This is a genomic window from Devosia sp. YIM 151766 (assembly GCF_030285925.1).
GTDB lineage: Bacteria > Pseudomonadota > Alphaproteobacteria > Rhizobiales > Devosiaceae > Devosia.
This window is the reverse complement of sequence record NZ_CP127251.1, coordinates 349,384-361,670: the sequence shown is the minus strand read 5'-3', so window position 1 is coordinate 361,670 and position 12,287 is coordinate 349,384. Positions and strand designations below refer to the sequence as shown.

General features: G+C 63.1%; 9 protein-coding genes and 1 pseudogene. 5 read left to right on the top strand and 5 right to left on the bottom strand.

Annotated elements, in window-relative coordinates; all coding sequences use genetic code 11:
* Positions 1-68 precede the first annotated feature (68 nt).
* Genes O9Z70_RS01710 through rbsK form a run of 4 tightly spaced genes read left to right on the top strand, consistent with a single transcriptional unit; the run spans position 69 to position 5,058 of the window.
* On the top strand, positions 69-635 hold the full coding sequence (locus O9Z70_RS01710) for a nucleoside 2-deoxyribosyltransferase (RefSeq protein ID WP_286020779.1): 567 nt from the start codon (positions 69-71) through the stop codon (positions 633-635).
* A gap of 13 nt (positions 636-648) precedes the next feature.
* Positions 649-1,674 carry a deoxyribose-phosphate aldolase gene (deoC, locus tag O9Z70_RS01705; protein ID WP_286020778.1) on the top strand — a complete coding sequence of 342 codons (1,026 nt, stop codon included), beginning with the start codon at positions 649-651 and terminating at the stop codon, positions 1,672-1,674.
* A gap of 11 nt (positions 1,675-1,685) precedes the next feature.
* Entirely contained in the window at positions 1,686-4,064 is a 2,379-nt protein-coding gene (locus O9Z70_RS01700) for an aldehyde dehydrogenase family protein (protein WP_286020777.1), read from the top strand.
* Complete coding sequence (gene rbsK / locus O9Z70_RS01695) at positions 4,054-5,058, top strand: ribokinase (protein WP_286020776.1); 1,005 nt, start codon at positions 4,054-4,056, stop codon at positions 5,056-5,058. Before O9Z70_RS01700 ends, rbsK begins: the two co-directional genes overlap by 11 nt.
* A gap of 80 nt (positions 5,059-5,138) precedes the next feature.
* Here rbsK and O9Z70_RS01690 read toward each other — a convergent pair.
* The 5 genes and pseudogenes from O9Z70_RS01690 to O9Z70_RS01670 form a co-directional block, all read right to left on the bottom strand.
* A pseudogene (locus O9Z70_RS01690) lies at positions 5,139-5,351 on the bottom strand (transposase); the annotation flags it as partial.
* Between the two features lie 380 nt (positions 5,352-5,731).
* Positions 5,732-7,603: a glycosyltransferase gene (locus O9Z70_RS01685; RefSeq protein WP_286020775.1), complete on the bottom strand. Its 1,872-nt coding sequence runs from the start codon at positions 7,601-7,603 to the stop codon at positions 5,732-5,734.
* A gap of 238 nt (positions 7,604-7,841) precedes the next feature.
* Complete coding sequence (locus tag O9Z70_RS01680; protein WP_286022058.1) at positions 7,842-8,837, bottom strand: Hsp33 family molecular chaperone; 996 nt, start codon at positions 8,835-8,837, stop codon at positions 7,842-7,844.
* A 174-nt stretch (positions 8,838-9,011) separates the two neighbouring features.
* Positions 9,012-9,941, bottom strand: coding sequence for an ornithine carbamoyltransferase (argF, locus tag O9Z70_RS01675; protein WP_286020774.1), 930 nt, complete (start codon positions 9,939-9,941; stop codon positions 9,012-9,014).
* 120 nt (positions 9,942-10,061) lie between these two features.
* Complete coding sequence (locus tag O9Z70_RS01670) at positions 10,062-11,264, bottom strand: aspartate aminotransferase family protein (protein ID WP_286020773.1); 1,203 nt, start codon at positions 11,262-11,264, stop codon at positions 10,062-10,064.
* 377 nt (positions 11,265-11,641) lie between these two features.
* Between O9Z70_RS01670 and O9Z70_RS01665 the strand changes: the two genes are divergently transcribed.
* Entirely contained in the window at positions 11,642-12,181 is a 540-nt protein-coding gene (locus tag O9Z70_RS01665) for a GcrA family cell cycle regulator (RefSeq protein WP_286020772.1), read from the top strand.
* Positions 12,182-12,287: the final 106 nt, after the last annotated feature.

Genomic DNA, 12,287 nt, shown 5'->3' with positions numbered 1-12,287 from the left:
GTGAAGCTTCTCCCAATCATTCCCCTCGGCCAATCCCCACAAAGTTGGCTACCAAACGTAGGCGTTTCATGAAAATCTATCTGGCCGGCCCGGAAGTATTCCTTCCCAATGCCCGGGAAATCCTCGACGAGAAGATATCCCTGACCCGCGTTCATGGCTTTACTCCGGTAGCGCCAGGCGACCTCACGGTGGCGCCGAGCCTGAGCGGGCGGGAAAAGGGTCTGGCGATCAGCGCGCATAATGAAGCGCTGATGCTGAGCGCCGATGTCATTATCGCCAATCTGACACCCTATCGCGGGCTCTCGGCCGATGTGGGCACGGTATATGAGCTGGGTTTCATGTGCGCCCGCGGTTGCCCCGCCTATGCCTTTACCAATGTGACCGACGGGCTCTTCGAGCGCACCAGCGCCTGGTATGGCGGGGATGTGCGCGAAGATGCGCAGGGACAGCAGCGCGGCACGGACGGGCTGATGCTTGAGAATTGCGGCTTTGTCGACAATCTCATGCTCGATGGCGGCATCGAGAGCCGCAATGGCGCGGTCATTCGCCATGAAGCCAGCCGCGAGCGGCTTTATACCGATCTCACGGCTTTCCAAGCCTGCCTCGCCATTGCCGCCAGGCAATTGCTGTCCTGACCCGGAGAAGACCATGGAAGCAAGCCAAGCCCAAGCCCTGCCGGTCGTTCGAGCCGGGGCCGCCATCGCCACCGCCGTCTGCCATGACCTGCCGCGCAATCCCGGCGTGCCGCTCGATATGAGCTGGCTCGACGCCATGCGTCCAGTCAATCGCAGCGCTCTCGAACGGCGCACGGCAAACCTTACGAAGCGCCGCTCGATCAAGGCCGACAATCAGGCCGCCTGGCTGTTGCGCGCCCTAAGCCTGATGGACCTGACGACGCTCAGCAGCAACGATACCGACGAGCGCGTTCGTCGTCTCTGCGCCAAGGCCCTGCGCCCGCTGCGCGATGACCTTGTTGAAGGCCTGGGCATTGCCGGCGCCCATATCCGACCGGCCGCCGTCTGCGTCTATCACCCCTTCGTCGCCACGGCAGCAAAGGCGCTTTCGGGCAGTGGCATTCATGTCGCGGCCGTGTCCACGGCCTTCCCGCATGGCCTGAGCCCTCTTCCCCAGCGCATAGCGGAAATCCACGCTTCGGTGGCCGACGGAGCCGACGAGATCGACGTCGTCATTCCGCGTGGCCTCGTCTATGGCGCGCGCTGGAGCGAGCTTTATGACGAAATCGCCCAGTTCCGCGATGCCTGCGGGTCAGCCCATCTCAAGGTCATTCTCGGCACCGGCGACCTGTCGACCCTGCGCAATGTCATGCTCGCGTCGATGGTGGCGATGATGGCAGGTGCCGATTTCATCAAGACTTCCACCGGCAAGGAAAGCGTCAATGCCACCCTGCCCGTGGGACTGGTTATGACCCGCGCCATCCGCGCCTATGAGGAGCGCACCGGCTTCAAGATCGGCTTCAAGCCGGCCGGTGGCATCAGCACGGCCAAGTCGTCGCTCGACTGGTTGGTGCTGATGAAGGAGGAACTTGGCCGACGCTGGCTCGAGCCCGATCTTTTCCGCTTCGGCGCATCGAGCCTGCTCACCGATATCGAGCGCCAGCTCGAACACCACCTGACCGGCGGCTATTCAGCCACGCATCGTCACGCCATGGCCTGAGGGAAACGCCCGTGAACATTTTGGAACGCTACCACGCCATGCACTATGCCCCTGCTCCCGAAGCGCGCGGCGAAGCCGATGCCTGGCTGAAAGACCGCAACTTCGCCGCCTGCCAATTCATCGGCGGAGAATGGAAAAAGGCCACCGGCGAAAATAGCTTCGCCGTTTCCGAACCCTCCACCAGCAAGCGCCTCGCTGAACTTTCCGAGGCCAGCAGCGCCGATGTCGACGCGGCCGTTGCTGCCGCGCGAAAAGCCCTGCCCAAATGGCAGGCTCTGGGCGGTTATCAGCGCGCCCGAGTTCTTTATGCCATCGGCCGCGCCATGCAGCGTCATGCCCGGCTCTTAGCCGTGCTCGAATCCATCGACAATGGTAAGCCAATCCGCGAGAGCCGCGATATCGACGTGCCACTGGCGATACGCCATTTCATCCATCATGCCGGCTGGGCCCAGTCGCTGCACAAGGAATTCCCCGGCCACACTGGGATCGGCGTCGCCGGACAGATCATTCCTTGGAACTTCCCCCTGCTGATGCTCGCCTGGAAGATTGCCCCGGCTCTGGCCGCCGGTTGCACCGTGGTGCTCAAGCCCGCCGAGTTCACGCCGCTCTCCGCCATTCTTTTTGCCGAGATTTGCGAAAAGGCCGGCGTGCCCAAGGGCGTGGTCAATATCATCCATGGCGGGCCAGAAGTGGGCGCGGCCATAGTCAATCATCCGGGTGTCGACAAGATCGCCTTTACGGGCTCCTCGGAGGTTGGAAAGATCATTCGCCGCGCCACCGCCGGAACGGGCAAGAAGCTGTCGCTGGAACTGGGCGGGAAGTCGGCCTTCATCGTCTTTGAAGACGCCGATCTCGATTCCGCCGTCGAGGGGCTGGTGGATGGCATCTGGTTCAACCAGGGCCAGGTCTGCTGCGCCGGCTCGCGCCTTCTGGTGCACGAAAGCATCGCCGAGGCCTTTATCGGCAAGGTCAAGGCGCGCATGGAAAAACTGCGCGTCGGCGATCCGCTCGACAAGAACACCGACATTGGCCCGATGGTCGACAAGAGCCAGTTAGAGCGCGTGCAATCCATGGTGGCGGCGGGCGAAGCGCAGGGCGCGCAATGTTGGCGGCCCGATGGCGCCGTGCCGGCCACGGGATGGTTCCACCAGCCGGTGCTGGCCACAAATGTCGCGACCTCCAATATTCTTGCACAGGAAGAGGTCTTTGGTCCGGTTCTCGCCGTCATGACCTTCCGCAATACCGAGGAGAGCATCGAGCTCGCCAACAATACCCGCTATGGGCTGGCAGCCTCGGTGTGGAGCGAGAATGTCAATCTCGCCCTCCATGTCGCTCCTCAGCTTAAGGCCGGCGTCATCTGGATCAATGGGACCAATATGTTCGATGCTGCCTGTGGTTTTGGCGGCTATCGCGAAAGCGGTTTTGGCCGCGAAGGCGGTCGCGAGGGCATGTATGAATATCTGGCGCTTCCCAAGGCCAAGGCGGCGCCGCTGGCCCCGGCCAGCGTACCCGGCGGCGTTTTTGAACGCGGCGATGGCGCCGATGGGGTCATCGACCGCACGCCAAAACTGTTTATTGGTGGCAAGCAGGTACGCCCCGACGCCAACTACTCCATGGCCGTTCTCGACAAGAAGGGAAAACATATCGGCGAGGTCGGCCTTGGCAATCGCAAGGATATCCGCGACGCCGTGAGCGCCGCCCACGCTGCCGGGGGCTGGGCTTCGGCTACCGCCTATAATCGCGCGCAGGTGCTCTATTTTCTCGCGGAAAATCTCTCCGTTCGCGCAGAGGAGTTTGCCCATCGCCTCCGCATGCTAACGGATTGCCCGGCCAAGACGGCGAGCGAGGAGGTAGAAGCATCCATCGAAAAGCTCTTCGAGGCCGCAGGCATGGCCGACAAATTCGAAGGCGTGGTGCATAGCCCGCCTTCACGTGTCGTCACCCTGGCGCTCAACGAGCCGGTCGGCGTCCTCGGTCTTATCGCCGGCGACGACCAGCCGCTGCTGGGGCTAATTTCGATGATCGCGCCTGCCCTTGCCATGGGCAATAGGGTTGTCGCCGTGCCTTCCGCGCGCTGGGCTCTTATCGCCACCGACCTCTATCAGGTCATCGAAACCTCCGATATTCCTGCAGGCGTCATCAATATCGTCACCGGCGGCGCCAAGGATCTCGCCACGGTTCTGGCCAGGCACGCCGATGTAGATGGTCTCTGGGTCGTAGCCGATGGCGATATCTGCAAAAGCGTCGAAACCGCCTCGGCCGACAATCTCAAGCGCGTCTGGACTTCGGGCGGGCATGCTGTCGACTGGACCGGGCCGGGTGGCGCCCTTGCCCCCTTCCTGCGGCGCGCCGTAGAAGTGAAGAACGTCTGGGTGCCTTATGGGGACTGAAGCCATTTTCAGGAAAGAGCAAGCGATGAATACGGGCGAAGTCGTCATTCTGGGAGCCTTCGTCGCCGACCTGGCGTTCAAGGCCCCCCGCCTGCCGATCATCGGAGAAACCCTGCTCGGGCAGGGTTTTTCGAGCGGTCCGGGCGGCAAGGGCTCCAATCAGGCGATCGCTGCGGCGCGGGCTGGGGCCAAGACCGCCATGATTACGCGTATCGGCAGGGACACGTTTGGTACCTTGGCGCTCGATACCTGGAGCGCCGACGGCATCGACACCTCGCATGTCGCCATCGATGAAAGCGCGGCCACTGGCGCCGCCTTCATCTTCGTCGCCACCGGCACGGGCGACAATGCCATTATCGTGGAAATCGGCGCCGCCGCCCGCCTCACCCCCGCCGACATAAGTGCGGCCGAAGCGCGCATTGCCGGGGCAAGCGTTTTCCTGACCCAGTTCGAGCAGCCCCTCGATGCCGCCTTGGCAGGTCTGCGTGTTGCCCGAGCGCACGGGGTAACCACCGTGCTTAACACCGCCCCCGCTATTCCAGTCGACGACGACATCTACGGACTGTGCGACTACGTGACCCCAAACGAAACCGAGGCAGCCACGCTGACCGGCATAGACACCAGCACCGATGAGGGCGTGGTGCAGGCGGCCAGATGCCTGTTAGCCAAGGGCGCCCGCAATGCATTGATTACGCTCGGTGCCCGTGGCGCCCTGCTGCACGGCGAGACGGGCACGCATATGGTGCCCGCCTTCCGGGTCGAGAATATCATCGACACAGCCGGAGCCGGCGATGCTTTCAATGGCGGGTTCGTCACGGCACTTGCCGAGGGGCGTGCGCCGCTCCAAGCCGTACATTTTGCCATGGCCGTGGCCGGCCTCGCCGTACAAAAACCCGGCACCGGCCCCGCAATGCCATCGCGCGCCGAGATCGAAGATCTTCTCCGGACGACGAAAGAGCACCGTCATCACGCGTCGAAAAGCGTTACCGACTAATGGGGTTGTCTAATTGCAACTCCGTCGTCAAGTAGATCGGGGGAGTGTCAGTAATTTCGTGTTTGGCGGGTGATTTCATATTACGCCGCCATGGTTTTTATGAAGCGCTCACCGAAGATGACGGCGAACTGCGCCTTGGCCATTAACCACTCACGTGGCGGCATTTTCCACTCTTTCTCTGACCGGTTCAAGATTAGATAGAGCAACTTGGTAGCGGCATCGTCGCTGGGGAAATGGCCCCTGGCCCTGGCCGCCCGGCGAAGCTTGGAGTTCAGCGCCTCGATAGAATTTGTAACTGGCATGAGATTCCTGGTGCCGAAGTCCGGCTGTGGTTTTTGTGATCGTGGCGTATGGTGCGACCAGCCATGTGGCTTCTCCTGTGTGAGTAGGTTGATGGCCACTGGCTAGACTGTCAGAGTTATGCAACCAACTCTGGCGGCCGCCTCGGAACGACCAGCCGACGATACATCGACAACGATCAGGATTAACGTCCATGGGCAATTTGTGTGCTACAAACTGCGCCACATATGGTGCTACCTGGACTTGACGACTTCTAACTAAGTCATTGAAATACCTAACTGAACCGAACACACTCGATTCCCTTCACCCGCTCCAAAGCTCGATCCCGGAACGCATTCCCGCCGAGACGCCGGACGATTTCCGACGGTCCTGATCAGGGCTGGCGCCGATCCAGCTTCGCTTTGCGCAGGGTAGGAACGGAAAGCGGGGAGCGGCCGGTCCGGGCTGGCGCCCGCACCTGATGCGGGGTCTTGAACCAGAGGAATGGGTGGCTGACGAATTCGCGCAAGGCGCGCAGGGTGGCCCAGGAAATCAGCAGCCAGTACAATGGCAGCAGAAGCTGTTGCCAGCGGAGACCGTGCTGGCCGGTTCGGACCAGGCCGGTCAGGTTGATGGCGATGGCGGCGCCATGCCCGAATATCAGGGCGGCGATGCAGACGATCAGCCAGACATCGGGCGCGAAGGCGAGAGGCGGGGCGAACAGCAGTGTCCAGAGCAGGAATATGGCCAGGGCGGTGTGAAGGAGCGGCGCCAGCAGCATGCCCAGAATGATGATTTGAAACAGCACGAATTGCCGCCAGCCCAGATCCGCGAGCAGGCGCAAGGGCCGGCGGTTATGGACCACGAAGGTCTGCATCCAGCCCTTGATCCAGCGGGTGCGCTGGCCCAGCCAGATGCGTAAACCGGTCGGCGCGTCCTCCCAGGTCACGGCGCTGCTGGTGGCGGTCTTGAAATGGCGGCGGGCCAGGCGCACGCCGAGATCGGCATCCTCGGTGACATTGAAGGCGTCCCATCCGCCCAGACGCCGCAAGCTGGCCAGGCGGAAATGGTTCGAGGTGCCGCCCAGCGGCATGACTGCGCCCCAATGGGCCAGGGCCGGCAGCACGATGGTGAACAGGCCGGCATATTCTCCCGCAAACAGCGCCGGCAACAGCCCCTGCTCGCCATTGGCGATGACCAGCCGCGCCTGGATGCATTGCACATCGGCCTGACGCCGGAACTGCGCCACGATCCGGCGCAATTGGCCGGGCTCGGGCAGGTCTTCGGCATCATAGACCACCACGAATTCGCCCCGGCAGAAGGGCAGGACGAAATCGAGAGCCTTGGGCTTGGTGCGCGGCAGGGCATCGGGCACCACCACCAGAGCGAAACGGGCATCGTCGAGATGGCGGCGCACGGCGGCAATGGTTTCAGGAGAACGGCTTTCGACCGCAAAGATGATCTGGAGCTTTTCGCGCGGATAATCGAGCCGGCTGAGGCTCATATAGAGCTGGTCGACCATATTGGCCTCGTCCCGCAGCGGCAGGAGAATGGAATAGACCGGCAGGTCCGTGTCGTCGATCGCCGGGGCCGGCTCGCCGTCTGGCGGCAATTCGGGAATCGATAGCGCGTAAAGCCGCAAGATGGTGGGCAGGGCGACCAGCGCCAACCATAGCGGCAGCAACCAGAAATGCCCGGTCAACGGCGCGGCCACCAATAATCCGGCGAGCAAAATCATGCCGGTGGCGAAGGTCCGGCGCACCGGGCGCGAGAGGTCGAGTTGCGCCGCCGCATGGGGCCAGGCGCGCGCCAGGGTCTGGCGGCTGCCGTCGATCAGGGCCTCCCGGGCGGATTCGATCATCAAATCGCGCAGCGCGGGAAAAGGCACGAGGCACAGATGCCGGCGCAGGGCCGGATCGGCCCGACAGGCCCGCTTCAGCCGCAATACGCCGAAAAAATCCGGCGCCGCAAAGGCGATGTCGCGATCCAGAACCCTGACCCGGAACAGGCGCACCTCGCCCAGCATTTCGAGCCGGGCCGGCGCGATCTGGGTCGCAGAAGAACCGGGCACGGCATGGTGATAGGCCAGGCCCAGCCAGGCGGCGGCGCGGCGCATGATCTCGGCCTGGGAGAGGCCCAGATGTACGGCGCACCAATGCAGCGGGTCGACCTCGCTGCACAAGGCGTCGCCGAGCATGGCCTCCAGCTCATCCTCACCGAATGCCGGACCGAGCAAGGCGCGCATCAAACTGGCCGCCTCGGACATGGTCGGCCTCCGGCTCAGGAAATAATGTGGAAACGATCCATGCCCCGAAGGGCGCTGGGCGCGGCGAGGGTGAGCGGGCCCACGCGAATCCTGCGTTGCCCATTCCGGATGGTCGATGTCTGTTCCGCATTCATCCCGGCCATGCCCCTACGCTAGAACGCGTATAGATTGCCGGGTTGCAGGACGCTTGGCAAGCCGATGGCGGCGCCGCACACCGGGGGCGCCGCCAGCGGCGGGATCAGTTCTGGAACTGATGCGGATTGAAGCGATAGGCGGTGGAGCAGAATTCGCAGACCACCTCGATTTCGCCGTCCACCGCCATATCCTGTCGTTCCGCGTCGGAAAAGCTGGTGGCCAGCATGTCCTCGATGCGATCGGCCGAACAGGTGCAGCGCTCCGTCAGCGGCAGGGGCGGGAAAACCCGTACACCGGTCTCGTGATAGAGCCGGAACAGCAGCCGTTCGGGCGAGAGATCGGGGTCGGCCAGTTCGAGATCGGCCACCGTGCCGAGCAGCGCCTTGGCCTCGGACCAGCCATCGGCCTCGACGAAATCGGGGTCGGCCATGGCGGGGTCGTCGAAATCGCCATTGCCCGGCAGATCGGCCATGACGGCGCCGCCAGCGGCCGGCAGGTGCTGGATCAGCATGCCGCCGGCGCGCCAGCGTGGGCGATGGTCGCCCTTGGTCGACATCTGCGCCACGGCCATCCGCACCTGGGTGGGTATCTGCTCGGATTGCATGAAATAGGTATGGGCCACTTCTTCCAGCGAATTGCCGGCCAGCGCCACGATGCCCTGATAGCGCTCCATATGGGCGCCCTGGTCGATGGTCATGGCGAGATGGCCATTGCCGAGCAGTTCGGCCGGGCTGGTGCGACCGGCTTCGGACGCCTTGAGCAAGGCGTCGTGGTCATAACGGGCATAGCCGCGCACGCCGTCCGGCGCGTCGAAATCGACGACGATGAGATTGACCGGGCCGTCGGTCTGCGTCTGCAGGATGAAACGGCCCTCGAATTTGAGCGAGGAGCCGATCAGCGCCGACAGCACCACGGCCTCGCCCAAGAGGCGCGCGACCGGCAGCGGATAATCGTGACGGCTCAAAATGGTATCGAGCGCCTCGCCGAGGCGGACGATGCGGCCGCGGGTATCGAGCTTGTCCAGGGTGAAGGGGACCACGGCATCGTCGCCCGTCTCGGGACGATCGAGGCCGAGGGCGGAGAGCAGGTTCTCTGACATGGTCGTTTCCGTGGTCATTCTCTGGTCTTTCCTTAGGCTACGCCTCGGGATCGCTACGCGCTAGCCAACCTCACTCCCAGCCAGTCCCGCGAAAGCGGGAACCTCTGTTGCAAAACAAACGGAGGTCCCCGCTTTCGCAGGGATGACCCGGTGGGTATGGGAGCAGCATGACTGCTAGTTCGTCTCGACTCCAAAGGCCCAGCACAAAACGGCTTTCTGGGCGTGGAGGCGATTTTCGGCTTCGTCGAGCACTACCGATTGCGGGCCGTCGATCACCTCGTCGGTCACCTCGTCCCCGCGATGGGCGGGCAGGCAGTGCATGAACAGAGCGTCCTTGTTCGCCAAGGCCATTAGATTGGTGTTGACCTGATAGGGTTTCAAGACCCGCCGGCGCTCGGCGGCATCGGTGTCGCCCATCGAGACCCAGGTATCGGTGATGATCAGGTCGGCGCCTTCGGCCGCCTCGCGCGGGTCCTCGATGAGCCTGGCCCATTGCCCTGCCCGCTCGATGTCCTGCATCAGGTCCTTTTCGGGGCTGTATTCGTCGGGCACCGCAATGGTCAGCTCGCACTCGAACAGCTCGGCCGCATTGACCCAGGAATGCAGCACGTTATTGCTGTCGCCGACCCAGGCGACCTTGGCGCCCCTGATGGAGCCGCGATGCTCCTCGAAGGTCATCAGGTCGGCCATGATCTGGCAGGGATGGGCCCGCCGCGTCAGCCCGTTGATGACCGGCACGGTCGCCGCCTCGGCCAGTTCGAGCAGATCGGCATGGGAGAGGATGCGGATCATGATGGCATCGACATAGCGGCTCATGACCCGGGCGGTGTCGGCCAGGGTCTCCTCGCGGGAAAGCTGCATTTCCTGACCGGACAGCATGAGGGTCTGACCGCCGAGCTGGCGCATGCCGACATCGAAGGAAACGCGGGTGCGGGTGGACTGGCGCTCGAAGATCATCGCCAGCACCTTGTCTTTCAGGAGCTGGGGCCGGTCGCCTTCCTTGAGGCGCTGCTTGAGCGCGCCTGCCTGGTCGAGCATATGGCGCAGTTCGGTATGGGAGAAATCGTCGATGGACAGAAAATGCCTTGGGGTGCCGGACGTCATTGGCCGGTTTCCTTTATATTGACGCTGTGCAGATATCGGAACCGTCACCATGGCGGATGACGGCTAACAAACCATGTCAGCGGCCTCGGCGGCGTCCGAAGTGATAGAAGGTCAGATACATTACGAGCCTGCCGCCGCCGTGGCGGCCGTTTCGGCCTCGATCGCGTCGAAAGCGGCGGACAGCTTGTCCATGGCCTCGTCGATATCGGCTTCGCTGACGATCAGCGGCGGAATGAGCCGCAGCACATTGTCGCCGGCGCCGATGGCCAGAAATTGATGATCGTCGCGCAGCCGGGCGACGAAGTCGCGCACCGGCGGGGTGATCCTGATGCCGGCCAACAGGCCCTTACCGCGCAATTCGAGCACGTAATCGGGATATTTCTGCGCCAATTGCTGCAATTGCCAGGCCAGATATTGGCCCATGGAATTGACCTGGTTGAGGAAACCGGGGGCGAGCAGCCGGTCGAGCACGGCATTGCCCACGGCACAGGCCAGCGGATTGCCGCCATAGGTCGAGCCATGGGTGCCCGGCACCATGGAGGCGGAAGCCGCTTCGGTGGCGAGGCAGGCGCCGAGCGGGAAACCGCCACCAATGGCCTTGGCCACCGCCACGATATCGGGGGTGATGCCGGCCCATTCATAGGCGAAGAAGCGTCCGGTCCGGCCGAAGCCGCATTGCACTTCATCGAGGATCAGCAGCAGGTCGTTGTCGTCGCAGAGCTGGCGCAGCCCCTGGAGGAATTCGGCGCTCATGGCGGTGACCCCGCCCTCGCCCTGCACCGGCTCGATCAGAATGGCGCAGCTTTGCGGGCCGATCAGGGCCTTGACCGCATCGAGATCGCCCGGCGCGACATGCTGGAATCCCGCCAGGGGCGGGCCGAAGCCTTCGAGATAGGACGGATTGCCGCCGGCCGCGATCGTGCCCAGCGTCCGCCCATGGAACGAGCCGGTAAAGGCGATGATTTCATAGCGCTCCGGCTGGCCTTTGGAAAAGAAATGATGCCGCGCGGTCTTGATGGCGCATTCCAGCGCCTCGGCGCCGGAATTGGTGAAGAAGACGCGGTCGGCAAAGCTCAGGTCGGCCAGCCGCTGGCCCAGCCGCTCCTGTTCGGGAATGGCGAAGACATTGGAGGTGTGCCAGACCTTGTCGGCGGCAGCCTTGAGCGCCGCGACCAGATGCGGATCGGCGTGGCCCAGCGCATTGACGGCAATGCCGGAATGGAAGTCGAGATAATCCCGGCCATGCTGGTCGTACAGGCGCATGCCTTCACCCCGCTCAAACGCGAGATCAGACCGGGCATAGGTGCCGTAAAGCGCAGACATGGTGAAACTTCCCGTATTGAAGGCGTCCAATGAAGCGTGGCAAAGCTGCCACAAAAGACAAAAACGCGCCGGTCGGCAGCGCGTTTTGCCTCGCAGAATTAGTCGAAAACCTGCCGACAAGTCAATGAGACAGCGCCAAGTGGCTGATTTGACTCATGGAATGTTAGAACAATCTTAACCAATGAATAAACGGGGAAAATCGCCTCTGAGTCTTGATCCCGATTCCAGCCATGGCGTATTCTCCAGGGCATTGGGGCACGACATCTCGTGCGGCGGACCCGCTCAACATACGAGCTGTAGATTCTCAAAGCTGCCAGACCGTTCTTGGCAGCGCAATGAAGGATTCTGTTTTGACGATGGTTTCGGGAGCGCAATCGATGGGCTGGACTGACGAGCGCGTTGAAATTTTGAAAAAGCTCTGGATGGAAGGCTTGAGTGCCAGCCAGATCGCCGGCGAACTGGGCGGAGGGGTGACCCGCAATGCGGTGATCGGCAAGGTGCACCGGCTCAAGCTGTCGGCCCGGGCCAAGCCAACCAATACGACGCCGCGCGCCCGCCCGGCAGCACGGCCCACCACCCGCCGGGTCGCCAGCCCGTCGGCAGGCATGAGCCATGTCAGCGCCAAGCCGCGCCCGGCCAGCATGCCCCGCCCGCAGGTCATGGGCGCCACGGCGCTGGCGATCACGCCCGATCTGGACGCCAATCTCTATGTGGCGCCGGCGCCGCAGGAATTGTTCATTCCCGAGGACAAGCGGCTGAACCTGCTGCAACTCAACGAGAATACCTGCAAGTGGCCGATCGGCGATCCGCTGACCAAGGACTTCTACTTCTGCGGGCAGCACAGCCTGGAGACCGGCCCCTATTGCGAATTCCACTCGCGCCGGGCCTATCATCAGGTGGACAAGCGCAAGCGCTGAGACGGTTTGGATTTGGAGATCAAAGGGCGCCCCGCGGGCGCCTTTTTGTTTTTGGGCTTCTTGGACCAAGGAGCGGGTGAGTGGAGGTTTCGGCGTGTGCCGGCCT

Coding starts and splice junctions, on each gene's coding strand:
- deoC (WP_286020778.1), top strand. CDS start 649: ATGGAAGCAAGCCAAGCCCAAGCCCTGCCGGTCGTTCGAGCCGGGGCC.
- O9Z70_RS01680 (WP_286022058.1), bottom strand. CDS start 8,837: ATGTCAGAGAACCTGCTCTCCGCCCTCGGCCTCGATCGTCCCGAGACG.
- O9Z70_RS01685 (WP_286020775.1), bottom strand. CDS start 7,603: ATGTCCGAGGCGGCCAGTTTGATGCGCGCCTTGCTCGGTCCGGCATTC.
- argF (WP_286020774.1), bottom strand. CDS start 9,941: ATGACGTCCGGCACCCCAAGGCATTTTCTGTCCATCGACGATTTCTCC.
- rbsK (WP_286020776.1), top strand. CDS start 4,054: ATGGGGACTGAAGCCATTTTCAGGAAAGAGCAAGCGATGAATACGGGC.
- O9Z70_RS01710 (WP_286020779.1), top strand. CDS start 69: ATGAAAATCTATCTGGCCGGCCCGGAAGTATTCCTTCCCAATGCCCGG.
- O9Z70_RS01670 (WP_286020773.1), bottom strand. CDS start 11,264: ATGTCTGCGCTTTACGGCACCTATGCCCGGTCTGATCTCGCGTTTGAG.
- O9Z70_RS01665 (WP_286020772.1), top strand. CDS start 11,642: ATGGGCTGGACTGACGAGCGCGTTGAAATTTTGAAAAAGCTCTGGATG.